Genomic DNA, 23,513 nt, shown 5'->3' with positions numbered 1-23,513 from the left:
GCAACGCCGGACATGAAAAAGGCCGGACCCGCGGGGGCCCGGCCTTTTTCGTTGCATCGGAAGGTGGTCAGGCGACGCTGGCACGCGCCGCCTTCGCCTGGAGACCCGGCAGGTCGAGGGAACTCCGCTTCTCCAGACCCCAGAGCGCCGCCAGCAGCGCCTCGGCTTCGGCTTCGGCCAGCACGGAGCCGGCCAGTTCGGTGAACTTGTCGGACAGTTCCTCGTCACTCAGCGGCATGTCCGGATCGCCCTTGCGGGTCGGCTGCAGGAAGCTGAAGCGCTCGCCATTCCTCATGGCGATCGTCACCCGCGCCGCGCGCTGGCCGGGAAAGCGGGAATCGATGTCCTCGTCGAGCTCCAGCGTGATCTTCGGCAGGAGATCGCGCACCGCCGGGTCCGCCATGCGCTCGGGCTCGAAGGCTGCGAGGCGGACCGAGCCGTGGACCAGCGCATGGGCGACGACGTAGTGGAGGCTGAACCGGCAATCGACCGGCGTCTGCGGGTCGGGCCGGTTGCAGATGTCGACGCTCGGCCGGTAGGTGCCGACATGGATGCTGTCGATGTCCGCGGCGTCGATGCCGTGCTGCTGCTTCAGCACCAGCGCCCCGTCGATTGCCGCGAAGGTATGGCCGCAGCAGCCGTGGTTCTTGAAGGTCATGACCTCGATATTGTAGGCGCTGCCGAGCCCGGCGGTTGCCTTCGACCAGTCGGCCCGCCCGCTCATCGCGGCCCCCATGCCGACCGGCCCGTCGAGGACGTCGAGCGCCCCGGTGACGCCCTTGCCGGCCGCCATCGCGCTGGTGACGCCGGCTTCCGCGGCATGGCCGGCATGGATCGGCTTGCTCATGGCGTCGGACCGGAAGGCCTGCTGCAGCCCCGCCGCCATCGTCGCGGCCGTCGCCAGCGCATGGGCCGTCTCGTCCTCGTCGAGGCCGAGGATCAGCGCCGCGGCGGCCGACGCGCCGAAGGTCGAGATCGTCGCGGTCGCGTGCCAGAACTTGTAGTGCTCGCGGGTCATCGCAAGGCCGATGCGCGTCGACACCTCGAAGCCGGCGATCACGCCGCGCAGGAAGGTTTCGCCGTCGCAGCCCGTGGTCTGGGCGCAGGCGAGCGCCGCCGCGATGGTCGCGCAGCCGGGATGAACCGCCGAGTCGCGATGGATGTCGTCGAACTCGGCGGTGTGGGCGGCCGTGCCGTTGAGAAAGGCGGCCGTGCGGGTCAGCGCCGACGCGCCACCCGGCAGCACGACGGCGCGACCATGGCCGATCTCCTCGGCGAGCGCGGCGCGCAGCATCGGCCCGGGGTCCTGCGCGGTCCCCGGCATGGTCGCCGCGAACCAGTCGATCACCGCGCGCTTGGCGTGGTGGATCGTCTTGTCCGACAGCTGCGAGCTGCGCTCGCGCGCGACATAGGCCCCGATCTCTTTCAGAAGCACGGCTGGTTTCCTCCCATTCTGGTCCGGTGATGGCGAGGGCGGCGACCCGTGTGCCGCAAGGCTTGCCGCCCGCCTTCATTCCGTGCGAATGAACCCCAAACCAATTGTCCGGTCAACCGAACATTTGCCGGACAACAGCATGGGGAGGCGTGTCATGGCGATCGATCTGGCGGTTCTGAGGGGTGACGGCATCGGCCCGGAGATCGCCGAGGCGACCCTCGCCGTGCTCGCGGCGGCGGACCGCCGTTTCGGGCTCGGCCTCTCCTTCAGCGAGATACCGGTCGGGCTGGCGGCCTTCGCGGCGGAGGGCACGACCTTTTCCGATGCCAGCGAAGCGCGGATCCGCGCCGCCGACGGCGTCATCCTGGCGCCGCTCGCCACCTACGAATATGCCGAGGGGCAGCCCAATCCCTCGGCCCGCATTCGCCGCGGGCTCGACCTCTACGCCAATATCCGGCCCAGCGTGTCGCGCCTGCCGGGCGCCGCCCGGCGGATGGATCTGGTGATCTACCGGGAAAACACCGAAGGCTTCTACGCCGACCGCTCGATGTTCGCCGGCAGCGGCGAGTTCATGCCGAGCCCCGACATGGCGCTGGCCGTGCGCAAGATCACCCGAAGCGCCTGCGAGCGGATCGCCCGCGCCGCCTTCGAGGCCGCCCTGCATCGTCGCCGCAAGGTGACGGCGGTCCACAAGGCCAATGTGCTGCGCCAGACGGACGGCCTGTTTCTGGAGGCCGTGCGCCATGTGGCCGGAGACTATCCGACGGTGTCGCTCGAAGAGGTGATTGTCGACGCGATGGCGGCGCATCTGGTGCGCGATGCCTCCGTCTACGATGTCGTCGTGACCACCAACATGTACGGCGACATTCTCTCCGACGAGGCCGGCGAACTGGCCGGCGGGCTGGGTCTCGCCCCGGCGCTCAATGTCGGGGCGGAGCACGCCGTGGCGCAGGCCGTCCACGGCTCGGCGCCCGACATCGCCGGCCGGGGCATCGCCAATCCGGTGGCGCTCATCCTCTCGGCCGCCCTCCTCCTCGAATGGCTCGGAGCGCGGCGGGGCGAGCCGCTCCTGACCGATGCCGCAAGGGCGATCGAGGCCGCGGTGACCGCCGCCCTTGCCGATCCCGCCACCCACACGCCCGATCTCGGCGGCGACGGAACGACCGCCGGCTTCGCCGACGCGGTCGTTCGGGCCCTGTCGCGCTGAGACACCGCTGAAAGGACGATCCATGGACAGCCTCTACACGCCGGAACAGATCATGTTCCGCGACGCGGTCGCGAAATTCGCCCGGGCCGAACTGGCCGAGGGCCGGGTTGCCCGCGCAAATGCCGACGGTCTCGATCCGGCCACGACGCAGAAACTCGTCGACATGGGGCTGATGGGCATCATGATGGACGAGGCCGATGGCGGCCAGGGCGGCACGCTGATGGACGCGGTCATCGCCATCCGCGAAATCGCGCAGGTCTGCCCCCGCTCCGCCGATGTGGTGCAGGCCGGCAATTTCGGCGCGATCCGCACCCTGTCGGAATTCGCCACCGCCGCGCAGCGGGCGCGCTGGCTGCCGGGCCTGCTGGCCGGCCGGACGGTGATCTCGGTCGGCATGAGCGAACCGGAGGCCGGTTCCGCCGTGACCGAACTGGCGACCACCGCCACGCCCGACGGCGACGGCTACCGCCTGAACGGCACCAAGGTCTTCGGCACCCATTCGGGCTCCGCCGACCTGATCCTCTGCTACTGCCGCTTCGCGCCCGGCGTCTCCGGCATCGGCTCGGTCATTCTCGAGCGCGGCATGGAGGGCTTCAGCGTCGGCCAGCCGGTCCGCTACATGAACGGCGAGAGTTGGAGCCAGCTCTATTTCGACAATCTCTACGTGCCGCCCGAGAACGTCCTGCTCGGCCCCGGCGGCTTCAAGAAGCAGATCTCCGGCTTCAATGTCGAGCGCCTCGGCAATGCCTCGCGGGCCGTCGCCCTTGGCCGCCTTGCCTTCGAGGTCGCCCGTGACCACGCGCTGGAGCGGCGCCAGTTCGGCCGCCGTCTCGCCGAGTTCCAGGGCATCCAGTGGAAATTCGCCGACATGGCGGTGAAGCTCGACGCGGCCGAACTGCTTTTGGCCCGCGCCGTGATCAATGCCGGTGACGGCCTGCCCTCCGCCATGGAGACCGCGATGTCCAAGCTCGCCTGCAACGAGGCCGGCCATTTCGCCGCGAACGAGGCGCTGCAGGTGATGGGCGCGCTGGGCTTCGGCGAGGACCATATCGTCCAGTACTGCCTGCGCCGCACCCGCGGCTGGATGATCGCCGGCGGCAGCACCGAGATCCTGAAGAACCGCATCGCCGAGGAAATCTTCGGCGAGAAGTTCTCGCAACGGCCGCCCCGGACGGCACCGTCGGACGCCCGGCCATGACCGGCAGCGCACGCGGCCCGGCCTTCGTCGATGCCCTGCTGCGCCCGCGCAGCGTCGCCATCATCGGCGCCTCCGACACCGCCGGCCGGCTGACCGCCCGGCCGCAGGCGTTTCTCGCCCGCCACGGCTATGCCGGCACCGTCTATCCGGTCAATCCGCGCCGCGAGACCGTGCAGGGGGCAAGGGCCTGGCCCAGCCTCGCCGCCCTGCCGCAGGTGCCGGACCACGCCTACATCCTGCTCGATACGGAGCGGGCGATCGGCGCCGTTGCCGAATGCGCCGCCGCCGGCGTCAGGGTCGCCACCGTCCTGGCCGACGGCTTTGCCGAATCCGGCGGCGAGGGCATCGCCCGGCAGGCCCGGCTCGTCGCCGCCGCGCGCGAGGCCGGCGTTGCACTGATCGGGCCGAATTCCACCGGCGTCGTCGGGTCGGCCGCGGGCTTTTCGGCCACGACCAATGCCGCCTTCGCCGTCGACGCCCTGCCCCAGGGGCGCACTGCTGTGCTGTCGCAATCGGGTTCGGTGATCGGCGCCATCATGTCGCGCGGCGCCGCCACGGGGCGCGGCTTCGGCGCCTTCGTGTCCGTCGGCAACGAGGCGATGCTGGGCGTCGGCGAACTCGGCGAGGCGCTGGTCGAGGACGAGGCCTTCGATTCCTTCGCGCTGTTCGTCGAGACCCTGCGCCGGCCCGAGAGGGTCGCCGCCTTTGCGGCGCGCGCCCGTGCCCTCGGCAAGCCGATCACCGCCTTCCTCGTTGGCCGTTCGGAAGCCGGCCGGGCTCTGGCCCAGTCCCATACGGGCGCGATGATCGGCGGGCCGCGGGCCCTGGCAAGCTTCCTCGCCCATCACGGCATCGTCGTCGCCGACAGTTTCGAGGGCATGATCGAGACCGCCGGCGCCCTGTCCCTGCGCACCCGCCTCGCGTCGCGCCCGAAGCGGGCCACCGTGCTGACGACGACGGGCGGCGGCGGCGGCATGGTCTATGACGGCATCGCCCTCAGGAGCTCGGCGCTGGCCGGCCTGTCGCCCCGCGCCGATGCCGCCCTTCGCGCCGAGGGGATCGCCATCAAGCCCGGACTGATCGTCGACGTCACCTTCGCCGGGGCCCGCTACGAGACGATGAAGGCCGTGGTCGCCGCGCTGGCGAGCGATCCAGAGACCGGCCTGATCGTCGCCGCCATCGGCTCCTCGGCCCAGTTCAATCCCGAGATCGCCGTCCGGCCCATTGTCGACGCGGTCGCCGAGCTTGGACCGGAGGCCGCACCGGTGATCGCCATGCCGGTCCCGCACGCGCCCGAGAGCCTGGCGCTGTTCAACGATGGCGGCGTGCCGGCCTTCCGGACGGTGGAAAGCTGTGCCCAGGCCGTTGCGGCGCTTCTCGCCGATCCCGCGCCGGCGCCGCCGGGTCCCGCCCGCTTGCCCGACGCCGTCACGGAGCGGCTCGCGGCGCTGCCCGAAGGGCTGGCCGACGAAATCGCCGCGGCAGACATCTTCGCGACGCTCGGCATCGCCGGACCGCAATGCCTGCATGTGGGGGCCGACGAGCCTCTGCCCGATCTGCCCTTTGCCGGGCCCTATGTCCTGAAGGCGGTCTCGGCCGATCTGCCGCACAAATCGGAGGCGGGCGCCGTTCGGCTGGATCTTGCCGGTCGCAGCGACGTCGCCGCCGCACTTCTCGACATGCGCGCCCATCTCGCCCGGCAGGTGCCAGAGGCCCGGATCAGGGGCTACATGGTGGCGCAGATGGCGCGCGGCCTGGGCGAAGCCATTCTCGGCTTTACACGCGACCCGGTTACCGGCCCGATGGTCAGCGTCGGGCTCGGCGGCGTGATGACGGAAATCTTCGCCGACCTCGCCGTCAGCCCGGCCCCGGTCTCGCGTGACGGCGCGCGCGCCATGATCGCATCGGTGAAGAGTTTTGCGCTGCTGCGGGGCTATCGCGGGGCGCCGGAAGGCGATCTCGACGCGCTGGCCGACGGTCTCGTCGCCCTGTCGCAGCTCGCCGCGGAGCCGCGCGTGACCGAGGCCGAGATCAATCCCGTGCTGGTCCGCGAACATGCGCGCGGCATCCTCGCCCTCGACGCGGTCATCCGCATGGCTCCCCGCGACCCGGCGCTGGACACCCGCGACTGAGGGGTGCCCCTTCAGCCACGCGTGTCCCGTCCGTCACAGAAGCGCGTCGATCTCCGCCAGTACCTTGGCCGGGATGGACAGCCCGCTCTCGCGGTTCGCGGCGCTGCGCCGCTCCTCGATCTCGCCCGGCAGAAGCACTTCGCCCGGCTCGCCCGATGCCCGGATCATGCCGGTGATCGCCGCAAGCCGCGCGTCGGGCTCTCCCAGATGGTCGGTACGGGCCGCGATCAGCGTGAAGCAGGTTCCGGCCGTACGGGAGAAATCGCTGGATTCGCCGAGCTCGGTCGCGGCCGAGCCGCCGGCGAAGAAGCCGGTCAGCAATTCGATCATCAGCGCCAGACCGTATCCCTTCGGTCCCCCGATCGGGGCGAGCGTCCCGGCCAGCGCGGCATGGGCGTCGGTCGTCGGCCGGCCGTCGGCATCGAGGGCGAGCCCTTCGGCGATCGGCTGGTCCTCGGCGGCGGCCCGGCGGATCTTGCCGCGCGCCACCACGGTCGTCGCCATGTCCAGCGTGACGGGCGGCTCGGCGCCCGGCACCGCGATCGACACCGGGTTGGTGCCCAGCACCGGTCGCTTGCCCCCGATCGCCGCCATGGCCGGCGGCGCGTTGGAGACGACGATCGCCGCGCAGCCCCGGCGCGCCAGCCGCTGGGTATAGGCCGAGGCGAGGCCGAAATGGTTGGAGCCCCGCACCGAGATCCAGGCGACGCCGTGGGCCGCCGCCCGCTCGACCGCCAACTCCACGGCCCGCATGGCGGCCGTCGGCCCGTAGCCGTTGTTGCCGTCGAGGATCACCAGACCGCCGGCGTCGCTGACGATCGTCGCTTCGGCGGCCGGATCGATCAGGCCTTTCCTCGCCCGCGCCACGTAATTGGGCAGGCGGGCCACGCCATGGGACGCGACACCGCGAAGATCGGCTTCCACCAGCACATCGGCGACCGTCTCGGCGATCTTGCGCGGAGCGCCGTTCGCCGCGATCGCCCGGGTGGCGAGGGCGCGCAGTTCGTCTGCAGTCATGTCGTTCGTCTCATGCAGGCTTGGGGTTGGTCGGGCGCAGCAGATAGAGCGGCGCGAGGATCACCGGGATCGCCGCAAGATCGGTCCACAGGCCGGGCATCATCATCAGCACCGACCCCGCCCCGACGACGATGCGCCGCCACGGGGCGAGCGGTCCGCCCCACCAGCCGGTGGTGGCGATGGACAGTGCATAGACCCCGACGAAGGCCGATGTGATGGCGACCACGATGTCGCCCGTCGTGCCGATCAGGAGGATTTCCGGGCCATAGACGAAGACGAAGGGCACGACGATCTTGGCGAGCCCCATCAGGAACGCCTCCACGGAGGTTTCCAGCGGTTTCGACTTGGCGATGGCCGCCGCTGCATAGGCCGCCAGCGCCACGGGCGGCGTGATCGCCGAGACGAGGCCGTAGTAGAAGATGAAGAGATGCGCGGCGATCAGCGGCACGCCCATCTGGGTCAGCGCCGGTGCGACGAGCACCGCCAGAAGCAGATAGACGCCCACGGTCGGCAGTCCCATGCCCAGCACGATCGAGGCGACCGCGGTCAGGCAGAGCGCGATGAAGAGCGAGCCGCCGCTGGCGTCGACGATGAGGCCGGAGAGCTTCAGTCCGAGCCCGGTCAGGGTCAGCATGCCGATGACGATGCCGGCGCAGGCGCAGGCCGTCGCCACCGGCAGCAGCCCGGCCACCGCGGCCCGGCAGGTCGCCATCAGCCGCGCCGGGGTCGGTCGCGACGATCTGGCGAACATCGCCAGCACCAGCGCCGCCACGATGGCATAGAAGCCGGCACGATAGGGCGTGTAGCCGTCGAGCAGGAAGTAGAGGAGGATCGGGATCGGCAGGAGCATGTAGCCCCGCGTCAGAAGAAGATGCCGGAAATTCGGAAGGTCCGCCGCAGCGACCGCCTTCACGTCGTATCGGGCCGCATGGAGCTGCACCGCCGCGAACACCGCGCCGAAATACAGCAGTGCCGGGAACAGCGCGTGGCTGATGATCTCGACATAGGGAATGCCCGTGAAGGAGACCATCAGGAAGGCCGCCGCGCCCATGATCGGCGGCATGATCTGCCCGCCCGACGAGGCGGCCGCCTCGATGGCCGCCGCCGTCTGCGGCTTGTAGCCGGTGCGGATCATCAGCGGGATGGTGAAGGTGCCGGTGCTGGCGACGTTGGCGACGGCGCTGCCGTTGATCGAGCCGAACAGCGCCGAGGAGATCACGGCGACATAGGCCGGCCCGCCCTTCTTGCGGCCGGTCAGCGCATGGCCGAAGCCAATAAAGACGTCGCCCATGCCGGTGGTCTGCAACAGCGCGCCGAACAGGACGAAGACGGCGATATAGGTCGCCGAGGCGCCGACCGGGGTGCCGAGGACGCCTTCGGTGGTCAGGTAGAGATGCGAGACGATGCGGTCGATGCCGTAGCCCGTATGCCCGATCGGCGGCGGCAGAAGGTTGCCGAAGGCGGCATAGGCCAGCGCGAGAAGGGCGATGATCACCAGCGGCCAGCCGATGACCATGCGGGTGGCGATCAGCACGACGGAAATTAGGATCGCGCCGAGCCAGATCTGCTGCTCGGTGACGATGCCGGCGGTCTCGATGATCTCGCGATAGTCGAGGCAGACATAGAGTGCCGGCAGGGCCGTCACCAGCGCCAGGACAATGAGCGCGGTGCGCAGCCAGCGACCGCTCACCGCCGCCGTCGACAGGAACAGGATCGCGGCGATGCCGCAGACATGGACGACGCGCTGCTGCAGCGCGGTGAAGGGGCCGTAATAGGCGGTGTAGAGGTGGAACAGCGTGAATGCGACGACGCCGATGCCGACGATCAGCCGCAGCATCCAGTGCCCGTTGCCGCCGATGGCGGCACCGGCGGCCAGGGCCGGGTCCTCTGCGGGCAGGAGGTCGCGCTCAAGCAGCACGCCGGCGGCGGGAGTTGACTTGTCGGACATCGCAACATCGCTGGCTGGAGCAGGATGGGCGCGGCCGGCCCCGCCGGTCGCGCCCTGCTGTTCGGTCGAAACCGTGGCTCAGTCGAGCGCGCCGATTTCGCGATAGTAGCGCTGGGCTCCCGGCGCCAGATCGATCGGCGTCTTAACCGCCGATTCCGGCGTGATCTGGTTGGCCGCCGGATGGATCGCCTGCAGTTCGCCGATATTCTCGAACAGCGCCTTGGTCATGGAATAGACCAGTTCCTCGTCGGTCTTCTCGTTGACGAAGAGGATGTTCCAGATGTCCATCGTCGGGATGTCCGCGGTCTGACCCTCATAGGTCCCGGCCGGAATCACGCCCTCGATATAATAGGGATATTTCTCGTGCGTGGCGGCGATGGCGGCCTTGTCCAGCGGCAGGATCTTGATCTCGGCCGCGGTGGCCAGATCGATCACCGTCGGCGTCGGGAAGCCGGCCAGCACCACGGACGCGTCGAGATTGCGGTCCTTGAGGGCCTCGGTCGCCTCGGTGAAGTCGAGATATTCGCGCTGCACGTCGATGCCCGCCCCCTCGAACACCGCGTCGGCCATCACCCGGGTCGAGCCGCCCGGAGGGCCGACCGCAACGCGCTTGCCTTCGAGATCGGCAATGCTCTCCATGCCGGAATCGGTCCGCACGATGATCTGGATGGTACTCGGATAGAGCGCGGCGACCGCCTGCAGCGGCCAGGACTGCCGGAACGGCTCCTCCCCGTTCCGGGCGAAGAACACCGTGTTGGCGTTGCCGATCCCCAGCGTCATCTCGCCGGCGCCGACGCGGCGGGAATTCTCGATCGAGGCGCCGGTGACTTCCGCCGCCGCCGACACGCCGTCGATGGTCTTGGAGAAGATGTCGGCCATGCCGCCGCCGAGCGGATAATACACCCCGCCCGTGGAGCCGGTTCCGATGGTGATGCGCTCCTGCGCGACGGCGGTGATCGGCGTGGCGGCAACGGCGACGATGCCGAGCGCGCCGATCAGACGCGTGAGCGTTCCTGTCGTGAATGCCATGCTTACCTCCCAGTATAATGGCGACAATTCCGATGCAGCGGCGTCGTCTTGCGCGCAACAGGATGCAAATGTATACCAGCGTTCAGGACAACTTCAACGAAAATCGCGACCGCCCATGGCTTCCGCCAGCTCCAACGCCCCCACCGTTCCGCCACGGCTGGTCCACGGCAAGCCCCTGTGCGCACCGCCGCTGAGCAGCGACCGGCGGCCCCGCGCAACGATCCCGGCGGGAGCCTGGGACAGCCATTGCCATCTCTTCGGCGCCCATGATCGCTATCTGCCGGCCGACACCGCAACCCACATGGCGCCCGAAGCGACGCTTGCGGACTATCGCGGCCTGCTCGACCGGCTCGGCCTTGCCAGGGGAGTCTTCGTCACCTCCACCGTCTACGGCACCAACAACCGCCTTCTGATCGAAGCGCTCGCGGAAGCCAATGGCAACGCCGCCGACGATGGCTGGCTGCGCGGAATCGCGGTGATCGACTCCACCATTTCGGATGCCGAGCTGGAGGCGATGCACCGGGCCGGCGTGCGTGGTTTCCGGATCAATCTCATGCAGCAGACCGGCGGCCCGCATTTTCGCGGTGGCGTCGGCCAGGAACACCTCTTCCCTCTCGCCGAGCGGGTGAAGCAGTTCGGCTGGCACGCCCAGCTCTGGGTGGATTCGGCCCTTTTGCCGGAATTGCGGAGCGAGCTGCGGCGGCTGCCGATCCCCTTCGTGATCGACCATTTCGGTCGCACCCAGGCTTCCCGCGGCGCCGACGATCCGGGCTTTGTTCTCCTGTGCGACATGCTGGCGGCGGGCGAGGCCTATGCCAAGATTTCCGGCGCCTATCGGATCTCCAACCATGCGCCCGGCTATCCGGACGTCGCGCCGATGGCCGCCCGCATCATCGCCGCCGCACCCGACCGGCTGGTCTGGGGCACCGACTGGCCGCATCCCAACCATGCCGGCATCATGCCCGACGACGCCGACCTTCTCGACGTCCTTGCCGGCTGGTGCGAGGGCGACGCGGCGGCGCTGCGGGCGATCCTCGTCGACACCCCTTCCCTCCTCTACGCCTGAGATGACATGACCGACGCCACCACGCGTTTCGACCTTGCCGAGCTGACCCCGCGCGAGCGCTACAAGCTCCTGTCGAGCGCCATCGTGCCGCGCCCGATCGCGCTGGTCGTGACGCGCTCGCCCCAGGGCCATCACAACGCCGCGCCTTATTCCTTCTTCAACGTCCTGTCGGAAGATCCGGCCATCGTCGCTCTCGGCCTGCAGGTGAATGCGGCCGGGGAGCACAAGGACACGGCCAACAACATCGCGCGGGAAAAGGAATTCGTCATCAACCTCGTCGACGACGCCCTGGCCGACCGGATGAACATCTGTGCCGTCGACCTGCCGCCGGAGGAAAGCGAGATCGACGCGGCGGGCCTGACCATCGCCGCCTCGTCCATGGTCGGGCCGGGACGGATCGTGGAAAGCCCGATCGCGCTGGAATGCCGCGAGGTGCAGACGCTGAAATTCTCGCCCCGACGCAACATCGTTCTGGGCGAGGTGCTCTGCGTCCATGTGCGCGAGGGTCTCGTCGATCCGCAGACGCTGAATGTCGACATCGACAATTACGAGCCGCTCGGCCGCCTGTTCGCCAGCCTCTATTCGCGCCAGAGCACGCGGTTTTCCATGCCGCGCATGTCGCTGGAGGAATGGCGCGACCGGGCCGGAACGGACTGACCGCCCGCCCCGGACGCGTTTGATGCCTCAGGCGGCGCGGCGATAGGCGTTGAGGCGGCCGGCCTTCATCACGCTGCCGGGCAGCGCATGGCCGACGACCTGTTCGGCAAGCCGCGCCGCTTCCGACAGGGCCTCCAGATCGATCCCGGTCTCGATGCCCATCTCCTCGCAGAGAAACGCCAGATCCTCGCTGCAGACATTGCCGGCCGCGGCCTTGTGCCCGGCGAACGGACAACCGCCGAGACCGGCCACCGAGGCATCGAAGGTGTCGACGCCCATCTGCAGACCGGCAAAGGCGTTGGCGATGCCCATGCCGCGCGTGTCGTGCAGATGCAGCGCGACCTTCAGATCCGGCCAGCGCTCGCGCACCGCGCCGACGACCCGCTGCACCGCGGCAGGCGTCGCCCAGGCCATGGTGTCGGCCAGCGAATAGGTCTTGATCGTGACGCCGCATTCCTCGGCGATCTCGAAGGTCTCGGCCATCACCGCGAGGACCCGCGCGACCGGCACCTCGCCTTCGAAATTGCAGCCGAAGGCCGCCATCATCGAGGCCCGCTCGACGGTCAGCCCCGCCTCCAGATAGCGCTCGACCATGCGCGTCTGGACCCGGCGGTTCTCCGCGAAATCCCGGTTCTGGTTGCGCAGCATGAAGCTTTCCGACGCGACCATCGAGATCGAGCCTTTCAGATCGAGCTGGCCGCGATGGGCCAGCGCCCGGTCGAACCCCTTCTCGTTCAGCCACAGCGCGGTGTAGGCCGTGCCCGGCGCGCGGCGGATGCCGGCGACCACGGCGTCGGCATCCGCCATGCCCGGCACCCGGGCCGGATTGACGAAGGACGCCACCTGGATCTGCGGCAGGCGCGCCTGCGAGAGCGCATCGATCAGCGCGATCTTGTCGGCCGTCGCGATCGGTCCCTTCTCGAACTGGAAGCCCTCGCGCGGTCCCTCCTCGTTGATCCTCACGCGTTTCGGATAGTCGGCCATGCTGGTCTCCCTGGTGTTGAACGGGCGTCGCGCCGAACGGCCCCAAGCCCACGCCGGCGCGAGCGCCCGACGCCATACCGGCCGTGGGGCGCCACGGCGCCGGTCGGGGTCAGTCGTCGGTGATGCCCGGCTCGTCCTCATCGCTGGAGCGCGACAGATATTCCTGGCGCATGAGCTTGAGGCGGCTGCGCTGGGCATTGCGGATATGGATCTGCGCCGCCTCGTTCGCCGTCTTGGGATCGCGCCCCTTGATGGCGGCGAGAATGGCGAGATGCTCGTTATGGGCGCTCTCGTCCCGCCCGGGCAGGCGCAGCGTCGTGCCGCCGAGCAGCGCCATGGAGTCCCGCAGGCCGATCAGCGACCGCTTGAGAAAGCGATTATGGGCCGCATGGTAGATCGCCGAATGGATCAGCCGGTTGAGGTCGGCCATGGATTTCGACTGGCCGAAATGGTCGACCTCCGAGGCGATCAGCTCTTCCAGTTCCTCGATCTCGGCGACCGAGGCGTGACGGGCGGCAAAGCCGGCGGCCGCGCCCTCCAGAACCTCGCGAATGTCATAGAGCTCGATGGTCTCCTGGTGATCGAGCTTGGAGACCACGGCGCCGAATCGCGGGGTGAAGGAGATCAGTCCTTCCGCCTCGAGCCGGCGGATCGCCTCGCGGGCCGGCGTGCGGCTGAGGCCGAGACGCTCGGCGATCTCCAGTTCCCTGACCCGCGATCCGGGCGGCATCTCGCCGGCCTGGATGGCGGCTTTCAACTGCTGGTAAGCGGTCTCGCCGCGCGAGACATCCGATTTGCTCATGTCTGTCCATATCCGGTTGGAAACGGCACCCATTTCGAAATGCCGGGCGTGCGACCGGAACCATAGCACAGGCCCACCCGCCGGCGCCGCCCCCCGCAGGCCCGCGATCACGCGGCCAATGCGGACCGGACCGTCCTCAGGCCTGCGATCGGCCGGCCACCGGCAGCAACGTGCGCTTGCGATCGCCGGCCAGCGGGGCGTTCACCGCGACGTCGCCATGGGCCAGCCGCTGTTCATGGGCATGGCGCACGAGGGCCGTGAAGCGGTAGATGCCGTGGACGAACTTGCCATAGGGAAATGTCAGGAACAGCGCGAAGACGACGCCGAGATGGACGGCGAGCAGGACGCCCATGGCCGGTGTGGCGCGGAACACGAGCAGCGCCAGGCCGGTGACGCTGGTCAGGAGGAGCATCCACAGGAAGGCCGCGCCCATGCCGGTGCGGTCGTCGCGGCGGATGGCGACGTCGCGGCGCTCGCGCTGGCGGAACAGTCCGATCGGCCCGATGACGAGGCCGATCCCGCCGAGAACCCCGAGGATCACGGTCGGATGCCAGACCGGATAGGGCGCTTCCCAGCCGAAATAGTGAAACAGCGTGCCCGACGAGGTCGACGCGAAGCAGAGCAGGAAGCCGTAATAGGTGAAATGATGGTAGAGGCGCCGGCGATCGTTGGGCCGCTCGCTCTCGTCCATGCAGCCCATGCCGCCACCGTCGAGATAGCGCAGACGGCTGGTGTCCTTGACCGCCTGCCACAGCGACGACAGGCGCAGGTCCTGCACCGGGCCGCTGGCCCGCCAGAAGGACCGCACGCCCATCCCCAGCGCTACCATGGCGTAAAGGAAGACGCCGCCGAAGATGGCGACCATCGTGTTGTGGGGCATCAGCCGGTAGAAGGCGCCCTCGCCGGTATGGACGCCGAACAGCACCGAGGCGTCCTGCCAGGCGGCAAAACCGATCAGGAAGGCCGCGACCGATCCCGCCGCAGCCAGCGCCACCCAGAGGCCGTTGCGCTGAAAGACCCCGGAGAAGACCGGCGGCCAGGCGTAGCGGGCATAGGTTTCGTCGCGCAGCTCGGCCATGGCGACCGGCACGTTGATGGCGAATTCATGCGGCGGGGCGTACTGGCAATCGTAGTAGCAGGCCCCGCAATTGTGGCAGAGATTGGCGAGGAAATCGACGTCGCCGCCGGCGAAGTCGCGGCGCAGCTCCATGGCCGGAAACACCGCGCACAGGCCCTCGCAATAGCGGCAGGCATTGCACACGCTCATCTGGCGCGCGGCTTCCTCCTGCGAGGCCGAGGCGAGGGACGCCAGATCAATTCCGGACATAGCGAGCCGCTCCTTCTCCCGCCAGCCGCCCGAAGACGCTGCCGATGGTCATTCCAATTCCGGCCAGATAGCCCTCGCCCAGGACGTTGCCGGCCATGATCTCGCCGGCCGCGAACATGTTCGGCGACTCCGTGCCGTCCGCCATGACCATGCGGGCCTCGCGGTTCACTTTGACCCCGAGATAGGTGAAGGTGATGCCCGGCCGCAGCGTGTAGGCGTAGAAGGGCGGCTGATCGATGGTGCGGGCCCAGTGCGATTTCGGCGGCTCCAGCCCCTCGGTCCGGCAGTCGTCATGGATGGTGTGGTCGAAATGGCCGGGCTGGCAGGCGGCATTGAAACGGTCGATCGTCGCGCGCGTCCTGGCGGGGTCGAGCCCCATCTTGGTCGCGAGCTCCTCCAGCGTATCGGCCCGCTCGGGCGGAAACACCGAGGGCATGAAGGAGCGGATCGACTTCTCGTCGATGATCACATAGCCGATCTGGTCGGGCTGGGCGGCGACCAGCCGGCCCCAGATCGCGTAGCGTTTCGGCCAGAAATCCTCGCCCTCGTCGTAGAAGCGCTCGGCATTGGCGTTGAGGACGACACCGAAGGGCACGCAGTCGAGCCGGGTGACGATGCCGCCGTCGAATTTCGGCGCCCGCCCGTCGATGGCCACCGCATGGCCCTGGGTCGGATCGCCGACCTGCTCGACGCCGCGATCGAGCAGCATGCGCAGGATCTCGCCGCGATTGTAGGGCGTGCCGCGGATGAGAAAGTTTTTCGCCCCCGGGCCCCAGGCCTCGGTCAGCCATTCGATGTTGGATTCGAAGCCGCCCGAGGCGGCGACGAAGGAGCGCGCCGCGACCTCTTCCATGCGCCCCTCGACCTTGAGCGTGGCGCCGACGAAGAAGCCGTTGTCGATCTCCATGTCGACGAGACGCGTGTCGTAGCGGATCTGGACGCCGAGATCCTCGGCCGTGCGATAGAGGGCGTTCAGCATCGAGCGACCGCCGCCGAGGAAGAAGGCGTTGGTGCGCCCCAGCGACAGGGTGCCGCCCAGCGAGGGCTGGAACCGCACCCCCTGCTCCCACATGAAATCCCACAATTCCTTGGACCGTTCCAGGGTCAGGAGCGCCAGTTCCTCGTCGGTCCGGCCCTTGGTCACCCGCATCAAATCGTCGAGATACTCTTCGACCGGATAGGGACCGGTCAGGGTGCCGTTCGCCGCATCGTGGGCGACGCGCATGTTGCGCGTGTGCCGGGTGTTGCCGCCGCGATAGGATTTCGGCGCCCGCTCCACGACCATGACCCTTGCGCCCGTACAGGCCGCCGAGATCGCGGCGCAAAGGGCGGCGTTGCCGCCCCCGGCAACGAGTACGTCGAGCTGGTCTCCCTCGCCTGCCATCGTCGACATCAGTCCCTTCGGATGAATTCAGATCGGGCGTCGCCCGGCCCGACTTATGTCAAAGTATCCACCGGGATACAAGCGTGCGAAACCGCATCGGACGTAACGCCGCACACCAACATTCGGCACGCAGAGCGCTCGCAGGAGGCCGTTCCGGAGGTTCGGTAGCGACGATGGAAGTGCAGCGGGGATTAAGCGGGGCGAGGCGGCGACGGGCCCGAACGACGGTCAGTTGTGCAGTATCGCCATACGGAACGACTCTGCCGAGCTGTTCCCGGGCTGCGGTCCGACTGGGCGAAGGAGCGGCGATACCCTCGCACGCTCCAGCGACGTGATTCAAAGCTCCGATTGTCAACAATCTATTTGACAATTTGCCATGGGCGTTTATGCAAGGGGTGACCAAACGGGAGATGACCATGGCAAGACCGTCGACGATCCGGACCGTCGAGGCACGGACGATCCGTGTTCCGCTGGATTCTCCGACCTCCTTCTCGACCCGGCAGGTCCATCACCGCGACTATGCCGTCACCCGCGTCACCACCGACGACGGCGTGCGTGGTATCGGCTTCTGCTATGGCGGCAGCGATGCCGGCAGTCTCGTCACCCAGGGCGTCCGCGAGCTCTTCGCGCCGCTCCTGATCGACGAGGACGCCACCCGCGTCGAAGGCCTGTGGGACAAGATGTATGCGTCGGGCCTGTTGCAGGGCCGCACCGGATCGCTGATGCGCTCGCTGTCGATCCTCGACATTGCGCTGTGGGACCGCAACGCCCGCGCCGTCGCCATGCCGTTGCACCGCTATCTCGGCGGCTATCACGACGAGAGCGTGCCGGCCTATGCCTCCGGCGGCTATTATCTCGACGGCAAGTCGCCCGAGGCGCTGGGCGAGGAACTCGCCGGCTATGTCGCGCTGGGCTTTCAGGCAGTGAAGATGAAGGTCGGCCGGCTCGATCCCGCCGACGAGGAGGCCCGCATCCGGGCCGCCCGCGAGGCGATCGGCCCCGACGTTCTCCTGATGCTCGACGCCAACAATGCCTGGAGCGACCTGCCAACCTGCCTGCGCTTCATGGATCGCTACGAGCCCTATGATCCCTACTGGATCGAGGAGCCGTTCTCGCCGGACGACATCGCCAACCACGCGCGCCTCGCCCAGAACACCCGGGTCCCGGTCGCCACCGGCGAGATCGAGGCCGGCCGCTGGCGGTTCAAGGAACTGCTCGACCAGGATGCCGCCGCGATCCTGCAGACCGACGCCGCCGTGTGCGGCGGCATCAGCGAATATCGCCGCATCGGCGCGACGGCGGCGAGCTACGGCGTCAAACTGTGCCCGCACTGGTTCCACGATCTGCATGTCCATCTCGTCGGCTCAGCCGCCAACGGCCAGTTCGTCGAATATTTCCCGGACGACCAGGTGCTGAATTTCCGCCGGCTGATCGACCGGCAGCTCGAGACCAGGGGCGGACGGCTCATCCTGCCGACCGAGCCGGGCCTCGGCTTCGACTTCGACGACAAGGCGCTCGACACCTTCGCGCTCGACGACTGGGCGTAGGCAGCGTTTTCGCGAGGGGGCGACCGCGGCGCCGACGCCGCATCTTGAGGGGGAGTAGACCATGCCGGCCGATGCGATGAGGGGCGTTCTGTCGCCCGTGGTGACACCGTTCGACGCGGAGCTGCGCCCGGACAGGGCGGCCTGGCTCGCCCATTGCCGCTGGCTCCTGTCGCAGGAATGCGGCCTGGCGATCTTCGGCACCAACAGCGAGGCCAACTCGCTGGCCGTCGCCGAGCGCCGGGCGCTTCTGGAGGCTGCCTTCGAGGCGGGCCTCGACCCGGCCCGCATGATGCCCGGCACGGCGTCCTCGGCATTTCCCGAGACGGTGGAGCTGACCCGGGCGGCCGTCGACGGCGGGGCCGCCGGCGTCCTGATGCTGCCGCCCTTCTACTACAAGAACGTCTCCGACGACGGCCTCTTCGCCTATTACAGCGAGGTGATCCAGCGCGTCGGCGATGCCCGGCTGCGGGTCTATCTCTACCATATCCCGCCGGTCGCCCAGGTCCCGATCTCGCTGCCGCTGATCGAACGGCTGCTGAAGGCCTATCCGGGCACGGTCGCCGGCATCAAGGATTCCTCCGGCGACTGGGAGAACACCCGGGCGATGATCGCGGGCTTCGATGATTTCGCCGTCTTCGCTGGCTCGGAAGCCTTCCTTCTGGACACGATGCGGGCCGGCGGCGCCGGCTGCATCAGCGCCACGGCCAACATCAATCCGGCCGCCATTCACGACGTCTACGCCAATTGGCAGGCCGCCGATGCGGACCAGCGCCAGGCGGCGATCACCGACTTCCGCAGGGCCGTCGCCGCCTTCCCGATGATCCCGGCGCTGAAGGCGACGATTGGCCTCGCGACCGGCGAACGCGGCTGGGAGCGGGTGCGCCCGCCGCTGACCCCGCTCACCGACGCCGATCTGGCGTCGCTGTCGCAGATGCTGGACGGTCGCGGCTTTGCCATGCCGGGCCGCGGGGACGCAGCCTGATGACCGGCGTCGCCATCGTCGGCGCCGGCACGATGGGCCGGGCGATCGCCGCGGGCTTTGCCCGCTCGGGGGAGCGGACCCTTCTCGTCTCCCGCGATCCGGCCGGTGCCGATCCCGCCCCGGCGGGCGTCGATCTCGTCGGCGCCCTGCCCGACGAACCGCCGGCCATGGTCGTGGAGGCGATCCCGGAGGACCTGGCGCTGAAGACCGCCTTCTTCCGCTCGGTCGAGGCGCGCTACGGGCCGGATTCGGTCCCGCTGATGGCCTCCAACACCTCCGGCCTGCCGCTGCAGGACATCGCCGACCGGCTGGCCCGGCCCGATCTGTTTCTCGGCATCCACTGGTTCCATCCCGCTGACGAGCTGCCGATGGTGGAAAGCGTGCGCGTTGCACAAACGGCGCCGGCGACGGTCGACACCGCGCTTGCACTTCTGCGCGCGGCCGACTGGGACAGCATCGTCGTGCCGCGGCCCGTTCCCGGCGCGGTCGTCAATCGCCTGCAGCATGCGATCCTGCACGAGGCCTATCATCTGATGGCCGAGGGACTGGCGAGCGTCGAGGACATCGACCGGGCGGCCCGCTGGCTGCTGGGGCCCCGCATGTGCATCGCCGGGCTCCTGAAACAGAAGGATCTCGCCGGCCTCACCGGCCATATCCTGGCCCAGCGCAGCATCGTGCCGGACCTCTGCCACGATGCCGAGCCCAACGAGGCGGTCCAGGCGATGCTGGAGCGCGGCGAGACCGGTGCGATGGCCGGCCGCGGCTTCTACGACTGGGACGGGCGCGACGCCAGGGCGGAGATCGCCGCGGCGGCCGCGCGGCTGCGCCGCCTGATCGCCCATCTGGACGAGCCGGCGTAAGACGCCGCGCTCAGGTGAAGCGGGTGCGGAACATCTCGATGTAATGGTTCTTCGCCGGTGCGAGATGCGCCCGGCACAGCGCGATCAGCTCGGCGCGGTTCTGCGAACGGATCGCCGCGATCATCTCCCGATGCGCATTGGCGGCCCAGAGCAGATAGCCCCTGTCGTTGACGAAGATCGAACGATAGGCATGGGACTTCTGGGCGAAGCTGTTGATCGCCTCGATCAGCGCCGCATTGCCGCAATGGGCGAACAGCGCCTGGTGGAATTCGATGTTGGAGCGGAACACACCGCGCCGGTCTTCCGCCTCGATCGCCGCGGAGTGCCGGTCCTGGATCGCCTCGAGCTCGGCAATCGCCGCGTCGGACATCGGCAGTTCGATCAGCGATGCCGCATGGGATTCCAGGAGCTCGCGTACCGCGTTGATGTCCTCGACTTCGGCCTCGCTGTAGAGCCGCACGACCGCGCCGCGATTGCGGACCCGGTTGACCAGCCCGAGCCGCTCCAGCTCGATCAGCGCCTGGCGCACCACGTGGCGCTTGGCCTGGAACCGGCTGGAGATGTCTTCCTCGATCAGCCGTTCGCGGGGATGCAGGCGACCGAAGACGATGTCTTCCTCCAGCTGCCCGGCGATCTCCAGCGACGCCTCCTCGCCGCTCTGTCGGCCCGTGGCCGTCGCATAGGTTTCGTCAGCATCGCCGGGTGCGGCCGTTCTGGACATGGATTGGCAACTCCTGCGATCGAACGGCCCCGCATAGCGGCGCCGGAAGGTTTGCTCAACTGACGATGGTGTCAGTCGCGGCTCCCCGCGACGTCCCCCTCCACCGAGGATACGGTCCTGGCCGCCGCCGGCTTGCGGAACAGCCGGGCCAGCGATCCGAAGAACGGCGTCGCCTGCAGGATCGACAGGAAGGCCACGGCCAGAAGGGTCGCCGAGATCGGGTTCTGCAGGAAGATCATCCAGTCGTTGCGCCCGATCAGCATCGATTGCTGCAGCGTCGTGTCGAGGATCGGTCCGAGGATCAGCCCGATCACCAGCGGCGGCGTCGGAATGCGGAACTGGTCGAAGACGAAGCCGACCATGCCGAAGGCGATCATCAGCCCGACGTCGAACACCGAATTGTTGATGGCGAAGGAGCCGATCACCGAAAGGACGACGATGATCGGGCCGACGACGCGGTTGGGGATCCGGGTCACGGTGATGCAGGCGCGGGTGAACAGGAGGCCGACGACGAACAGCGCGATATTGGCGAACATCACCGCCCAGAGCAGCGTGTAGGTCACGTCGCCATGCTCGGTCATCAGCGACGGCCCGGGCAATATGCCGTGCACCATCAGGCCGCCCAGCAGCACGGCCGTGGAGGACGAGCCGGGTATGCCGAGCGAGATGGTCGGGATCAACGCGCCGCCGACGACGGCGTTGTTGGCCGCTTCCGGCGCCACGATGCCGGCCGGATAGCCGGTGCCGAACTCCGCCTTGTGCCGCGAAAAGCGCTTGGCCTCGTTATAGGCGAACCAGGAGGCGGTATCGCCGCCCGTGCCCGGAATGAGACCGACGAAGACGCCGATGAAGCCGGAGCGCACGCTGTTGGGCAGGAGCTTGATGAACTCCGCGCCGGTCGGCAACATCCGGTCGCGAATGCTGGAGACGCGCTCGTCCTGGTTGGAATTGCCCTGCACGATCAGCCGGATCGCCTGGGGAATGGAGAACAGGCCGATCAGCGCGACGGTGAAATTGACGCCGCCGAACAGGTCCAGCACCCCGAAGGTGAAGCGCGGCGTGCCGGTCGTCGGGTCCATGCCGACCGTGGCGATCAAGAGACCGATCGCGCCGGACATCAGGCCGAGGATCGCCGATCCCTGCGACAGCGAGCCGATGATGGTGATGCCGAGGACGGCGACCGCGAAGATCTCCACCGGGCCGAAATTCAGCACCACCCGGCCGAGCAACGGCGCGACGGTGAGAAGCACGATCGAAGAGATGACGCCGCCGATCAGCGATGCCGTCAGCGACAGGCCGAGCGCCTTGCCGGCAAGCCCCTTCTGCGCCATCGGATAGCCGTCGAGGACGGTGGCCGCCGCCGCCGGCGTTCCCGGCGTGCGCAAGAGGATCGCCGCGACGGAGCCGCCATACATCGCCGCCAGATACAGCGAGGCGAGCATGGCCAGCCCGGTTTCGGGCCGCATCGAATAGGTCAGCGGCAACAAGAGCGCGATGGCCATCGTCGCCGACAGGCCGGGCATCGCACCGACGAACATGCCGATGAGCGCGCCGGCGAAGATCGCCAGGAGATTGATCGGGTCGACCACATTGGCCAGGCCGATCCAGAGGAAGGATTCAGGCATGACGGGTCTCCTCAGACGGCCGGGTAGAGGGGGATCGACAGGTTCAGGAAATAGACGAAGACGGCCCAGATGAACCCGGTCACCACGAGCGTGGTCAGCACGGTCGCGGTCCATCCGATCGGCCGCAGCACGGCCAGCGGGATCAGGAGGAACAACGGCGTCGCGACGAGATAGCCGACATGGTTGATGCTCCAGGCATAGAGCACGATCAGACCCGCGAAGCCGGCCCCGACGGCGATGTCGCGCCATGCGAAGGGCGGGATCAGCACCAGCGTGCCGGCGGCCCTCTCCCGGCGCCATGCCAGAAGCGTCTGCGCGATCGCCGCGAGCGCCAGGATCAGGACGATCCAACCGAGAAGGTTCGGCAGGCGGGCGGCTGTTCGGGGATAGGCAGCGGCCTCGCTCCAAAAGAAGAAGGCGAGCGCGATGGCCGCGAGCGCAACCAGGATTCGACCCATGACATGGTCTCCGGACGGAGTCTGTGGCGGGGGCGGCGGGTCGCCGCCCCCGAGGGTGCTACTTGGCCTGGACTTCGTCCTTGATGTCGGCCCAGATCTCCCGGTACTCGCCTTCCTGCTTTTTCAGGAACGCCGTGTAGTCGTCACCACCGATGAAATCGATGTTCATCGCCGATGCCTTGGCCTTCTCGAGGAACTCCGGATTCTCGGTCACCCGGCGCAGCGCCTCCACGAACTGCGTGCGCGCCTCTTCCGGGAAACCGCCGGGGCCGCTGTAGCCGCGCGACGAACCGGCGACGAGATCGTAACCGAGCTCCCTGGCGGTCGGCACGTCCGGCAGCTCCGGCAGGCGCTCTTCGGTGAACACGGCGAGGGCACGCAGATTGCCCTCCTTCACCTGCGGATAGGCGACGCCGACATTGGTGAAGCTGGCGTCGATCTTGCCGCCCATCGCGGCGGTCCAGGACGGGCCGTCACCCTGGAACGGCACCTTCTGGAGCTGCACGCCGGCCGCCTTCTCGAACATCAGCGAAGTGAAGAAGTCGTCGCCGCCGACGCCGGAATTGCCGACGGTCACGGTGCTCGGATTGTCCTTCGCCGCCTTGACGAAATCCTCGAAGGTCTGGAACGGGCTGTCCTTGGCGACGACCGCGATGCCCGGATCGGTGACCACGTTGGCCAGCGGCGTGATCTCGTCGACGGTGTAGGTGATCGACGGATTCATGATGTAGTTCGTCGTCAGCATCGGGGTGTTGGTGATGCTGACCGTGGCGCCGTCCGGCTTGGTCTGCTTGGCGAGCTGCGTCCACGCGATCGCGCCGGTCGCGCCGGGAATGTACTGGTTGACGAAATTGACGCCGAGCTCTTCGGCGAGGAACGGCTGGACGAGCTGCGCCAGGGCGTCGGAACCGCCGCCGGCCTTGAAGCCCTGCATGACGTTGATCTCGTCGGATGCGGAGTATTTGGCGTCCTGTGCAAAGGCGGGCGCGACGATGGCGGTGGTAACGGCGAGAGCCGCGACAATGGTCATTCTCATGGGTGAATCCTCCCTTTTGGATTGACGCACTCCTCCAAGCGCGTCGATGGACCTTATCGACACCTGTGCAGGTGTCAAACATATTGTTGACAATCTTG

Annotated in this window: 20 protein-coding genes; 8 read left to right on the top strand and 12 right to left on the bottom strand. The window is 68.4% G+C overall.

What is annotated here, in order from left to right:
- Window positions 1-67 precede the first annotated feature (67 nt).
- Window positions 68-1,435: an MmgE/PrpD family protein gene (locus tag ACEQX1_RS14210; protein ID WP_370196951.1), complete on the bottom strand. Its 1,368-nt coding sequence runs from the start codon at window positions 1,433-1,435 to the stop codon at window positions 68-70.
- 154 nt (window positions 1,436-1,589) lie between these two features.
- Between ACEQX1_RS14210 and ACEQX1_RS14205 the strand changes: the two genes are divergently transcribed.
- From ACEQX1_RS14205 to ACEQX1_RS14195, 3 genes are read left to right on the top strand one after another with little or no spacing between them, the layout of a single operon-like run.
- Window positions 1,590-2,642, top strand: coding sequence for an isocitrate/isopropylmalate dehydrogenase family protein (locus tag ACEQX1_RS14205; RefSeq protein WP_230788344.1), 1,053 nt, complete (start codon window positions 1,590-1,592; stop codon window positions 2,640-2,642).
- Between the two features lie 22 nt (window positions 2,643-2,664).
- Window positions 2,665-3,840, top strand: coding sequence for an acyl-CoA dehydrogenase family protein (locus tag ACEQX1_RS14200; RefSeq protein WP_370195056.1), 1,176 nt, complete (start codon window positions 2,665-2,667; stop codon window positions 3,838-3,840).
- The gene (locus ACEQX1_RS14195) at window positions 3,837-5,972 is read left to right on the top strand and encodes an acetate--CoA ligase family protein (RefSeq protein WP_370196950.1); all 2,136 of its coding nucleotides are present in this window, start codon (window positions 3,837-3,839) and stop codon (window positions 5,970-5,972) included. Before ACEQX1_RS14200 ends, ACEQX1_RS14195 begins: the two co-directional genes overlap by 4 nt.
- Window positions 5,973-6,005: 33 nt before the next feature.
- Here the strand turns inward: ACEQX1_RS14195 and ACEQX1_RS14190 are convergent, their stop codons facing one another.
- The 3 genes from ACEQX1_RS14190 to ACEQX1_RS14180 form a co-directional block, all read right to left on the bottom strand.
- Window positions 6,006-6,989 carry an Ldh family oxidoreductase gene (locus ACEQX1_RS14190; RefSeq protein ID WP_370195059.1) on the bottom strand — a complete coding sequence of 328 codons (984 nt, stop codon included), beginning with the start codon at window positions 6,987-6,989 and terminating at the stop codon, window positions 6,006-6,008.
- A gap of 10 nt (window positions 6,990-6,999) precedes the next feature.
- A complete protein-coding gene (locus ACEQX1_RS14185; protein ID WP_370195061.1) occupies window positions 7,000-8,937 on the bottom strand; it encodes a TRAP transporter permease in 1,938 nt (645 codons plus the stop codon).
- Window positions 8,938-9,015: 78 nt separating this feature from the next.
- Window positions 9,016-9,966, bottom strand: a complete 951-nt coding sequence (locus ACEQX1_RS14180) for a TAXI family TRAP transporter solute-binding subunit (RefSeq protein ID WP_370195063.1) — start codon at window positions 9,964-9,966, stop codon at window positions 9,016-9,018.
- A 115-nt stretch (window positions 9,967-10,081) separates the two neighbouring features.
- On the opposite strand from ACEQX1_RS14180, the gene ACEQX1_RS14175 reads away from it, so the two are divergent.
- Both ACEQX1_RS14175 and ACEQX1_RS14170 read left to right on the top strand, forming a co-directional pair.
- Complete coding sequence (locus ACEQX1_RS14175) at window positions 10,082-11,032, top strand: amidohydrolase family protein (RefSeq protein WP_370195064.1); 951 nt, start codon at window positions 10,082-10,084, stop codon at window positions 11,030-11,032.
- A 6-nt stretch (window positions 11,033-11,038) separates the two neighbouring features.
- Window positions 11,039-11,689 carry a flavin reductase family protein gene (locus ACEQX1_RS14170; protein WP_230788325.1) on the top strand — a complete coding sequence of 217 codons (651 nt, stop codon included), beginning with the start codon at window positions 11,039-11,041 and terminating at the stop codon, window positions 11,687-11,689.
- A gap of 27 nt (window positions 11,690-11,716) precedes the next feature.
- Here the strand turns inward: ACEQX1_RS14170 and ACEQX1_RS14165 are convergent, their stop codons facing one another.
- The 4 genes from ACEQX1_RS14165 to tcuA all read right to left on the bottom strand — a co-directional run bounded on the left by ACEQX1_RS14165 (window position 11,717) and on the right by tcuA (window position 16,186).
- Complete coding sequence (locus ACEQX1_RS14165; protein WP_370196949.1) at window positions 11,717-12,673, bottom strand: hydroxymethylglutaryl-CoA lyase; 957 nt, start codon at window positions 12,671-12,673, stop codon at window positions 11,717-11,719.
- Between the two features lie 109 nt (window positions 12,674-12,782).
- Complete coding sequence (locus ACEQX1_RS14160) at window positions 12,783-13,475, bottom strand: GntR family transcriptional regulator (protein WP_051141661.1); 693 nt, start codon at window positions 13,473-13,475, stop codon at window positions 12,783-12,785.
- A 136-nt stretch (window positions 13,476-13,611) separates the two neighbouring features.
- Complete coding sequence (gene tcuB, locus ACEQX1_RS14155) at window positions 13,612-14,802, bottom strand: tricarballylate utilization 4Fe-4S protein TcuB (protein WP_370195066.1); 1,191 nt, start codon at window positions 14,800-14,802, stop codon at window positions 13,612-13,614.
- Entirely contained in the window at window positions 14,789-16,186 is a 1,398-nt protein-coding gene (gene tcuA, locus ACEQX1_RS14150; protein ID WP_370197003.1) for an FAD-dependent tricarballylate dehydrogenase TcuA, read from the bottom strand. The genes tcuB and tcuA overlap by 14 nt, the downstream gene beginning before the upstream one ends.
- Window positions 16,187-16,602: 416 nt before the next feature.
- Between tcuA and ACEQX1_RS14145 the strand changes: the two genes are divergently transcribed.
- From ACEQX1_RS14145 to ACEQX1_RS14135, 3 genes are all read left to right on the top strand, one after another.
- Complete coding sequence (locus ACEQX1_RS14145) at window positions 16,603-17,733, top strand: mandelate racemase/muconate lactonizing enzyme family protein (RefSeq protein WP_370194691.1); 1,131 nt, start codon at window positions 16,603-16,605, stop codon at window positions 17,731-17,733.
- Between the two features lie 61 nt (window positions 17,734-17,794).
- Window positions 17,795-18,715, top strand: a complete 921-nt coding sequence (locus tag ACEQX1_RS14140; protein WP_370194692.1) for a dihydrodipicolinate synthase family protein — start codon at window positions 17,795-17,797, stop codon at window positions 18,713-18,715.
- A complete protein-coding gene (locus tag ACEQX1_RS14135; protein WP_370196948.1) occupies window positions 18,715-19,575 on the top strand; it encodes a 3-hydroxyacyl-CoA dehydrogenase family protein in 861 nt (286 codons plus the stop codon). Before ACEQX1_RS14140 ends, ACEQX1_RS14135 begins: the two co-directional genes overlap by 1 nt.
- A gap of 10 nt (window positions 19,576-19,585) precedes the next feature.
- On the opposite strand, the gene ACEQX1_RS14130 is transcribed toward ACEQX1_RS14135, so the two are convergent.
- The 4 genes from ACEQX1_RS14130 to ACEQX1_RS14115 all read right to left on the bottom strand — a co-directional run bounded on the left by ACEQX1_RS14130 (window position 19,586) and on the right by ACEQX1_RS14115 (window position 23,415).
- The gene (locus ACEQX1_RS14130) at window positions 19,586-20,296 is read right to left on the bottom strand and encodes a GntR family transcriptional regulator (RefSeq protein WP_188077739.1); all 711 of its coding nucleotides are present in this window, start codon (window positions 20,294-20,296) and stop codon (window positions 19,586-19,588) included.
- A 71-nt stretch (window positions 20,297-20,367) separates the two neighbouring features.
- The gene (locus tag ACEQX1_RS14125) at window positions 20,368-21,921 is read right to left on the bottom strand and encodes a tripartite tricarboxylate transporter permease (RefSeq protein WP_370196947.1); all 1,554 of its coding nucleotides are present in this window, start codon (window positions 21,919-21,921) and stop codon (window positions 20,368-20,370) included.
- An 11-nt stretch (window positions 21,922-21,932) separates the two neighbouring features.
- Window positions 21,933-22,379 carry a tripartite tricarboxylate transporter TctB family protein gene (locus ACEQX1_RS14120; protein ID WP_370194697.1) on the bottom strand — a complete coding sequence of 149 codons (447 nt, stop codon included), beginning with the start codon at window positions 22,377-22,379 and terminating at the stop codon, window positions 21,933-21,935.
- 58 nt (window positions 22,380-22,437) lie between these two features.
- A complete protein-coding gene (locus ACEQX1_RS14115; protein ID WP_228241227.1) occupies window positions 22,438-23,415 on the bottom strand; it encodes a tripartite tricarboxylate transporter substrate binding protein in 978 nt (325 codons plus the stop codon).
- Between the last annotated feature and the right edge of the window lie 98 nt (window positions 23,416-23,513).

The sequence above is a fragment of the Aurantimonas sp. genome (assembly GCF_964217435.1).
Lineage (GTDB): Bacteria > Pseudomonadota > Alphaproteobacteria > Rhizobiales > Rhizobiaceae > Aurantimonas > Aurantimonas coralicida.
This window is presented reverse-complemented; position numbering and strand designations above follow the sequence as displayed.

Coding starts and splice junctions, on each gene's coding strand:
- ACEQX1_RS14195 (WP_370196950.1), top strand. CDS start 3,837: ATGACCGGCAGCGCACGCGGCCCGGCCTTCGTCGATGCCCTGCTGCGC.
- ACEQX1_RS14185 (WP_370195061.1), bottom strand. CDS start 8,937: ATGTCCGACAAGTCAACTCCCGCCGCCGGCGTGCTGCTTGAGCGCGAC.
- ACEQX1_RS14205 (WP_230788344.1), top strand. CDS start 1,590: ATGGCGATCGATCTGGCGGTTCTGAGGGGTGACGGCATCGGCCCGGAG.
- ACEQX1_RS14190 (WP_370195059.1), bottom strand. CDS start 6,989: ATGACTGCAGACGAACTGCGCGCCCTCGCCACCCGGGCGATCGCGGCG.
- ACEQX1_RS14135 (WP_370196948.1), top strand. CDS start 18,715: ATGACCGGCGTCGCCATCGTCGGCGCCGGCACGATGGGCCGGGCGATC.
- ACEQX1_RS14175 (WP_370195064.1), top strand. CDS start 10,082: ATGGCTTCCGCCAGCTCCAACGCCCCCACCGTTCCGCCACGGCTGGTC.
- ACEQX1_RS14170 (WP_230788325.1), top strand. CDS start 11,039: ATGACCGACGCCACCACGCGTTTCGACCTTGCCGAGCTGACCCCGCGC.
- ACEQX1_RS14130 (WP_188077739.1), bottom strand. CDS start 20,296: ATGTCCAGAACGGCCGCACCCGGCGATGCTGACGAAACCTATGCGACG.
- ACEQX1_RS14125 (WP_370196947.1), bottom strand. CDS start 21,921: ATGCCTGAATCCTTCCTCTGGATCGGCCTGGCCAATGTGGTCGACCCG.
- ACEQX1_RS14145 (WP_370194691.1), top strand. CDS start 16,603: ATGGCAAGACCGTCGACGATCCGGACCGTCGAGGCACGGACGATCCGT.
- ACEQX1_RS14140 (WP_370194692.1), top strand. CDS start 17,795: ATGCCGGCCGATGCGATGAGGGGCGTTCTGTCGCCCGTGGTGACACCG.
- tcuB (WP_370195066.1), bottom strand. CDS start 14,802: ATGTCCGGAATTGATCTGGCGTCCCTCGCCTCGGCCTCGCAGGAGGAA.
- tcuA (WP_370197003.1), bottom strand. CDS start 16,186: ATGGCAGGCGAGGGAGACCAGCTCGACGTACTCGTTGCCGGGGGCGGC.
- ACEQX1_RS14120 (WP_370194697.1), bottom strand. CDS start 22,379: ATGGGTCGAATCCTGGTTGCGCTCGCGGCCATCGCGCTCGCCTTCTTC.
- ACEQX1_RS14165 (WP_370196949.1), bottom strand. CDS start 12,673: ATGGCCGACTATCCGAAACGCGTGAGGATCAACGAGGAGGGACCGCGC.
- ACEQX1_RS14180 (WP_370195063.1), bottom strand. CDS start 9,966: ATGGCATTCACGACAGGAACGCTCACGCGTCTGATCGGCGCGCTCGGC.
- ACEQX1_RS14115 (WP_228241227.1), bottom strand. CDS start 23,415: ATGAGAATGACCATTGTCGCGGCTCTCGCCGTTACCACCGCCATCGTC.
- ACEQX1_RS14160 (WP_051141661.1), bottom strand. CDS start 13,475: ATGAGCAAATCGGATGTCTCGCGCGGCGAGACCGCTTACCAGCAGTTG.
- ACEQX1_RS14200 (WP_370195056.1), top strand. CDS start 2,665: ATGGACAGCCTCTACACGCCGGAACAGATCATGTTCCGCGACGCGGTC.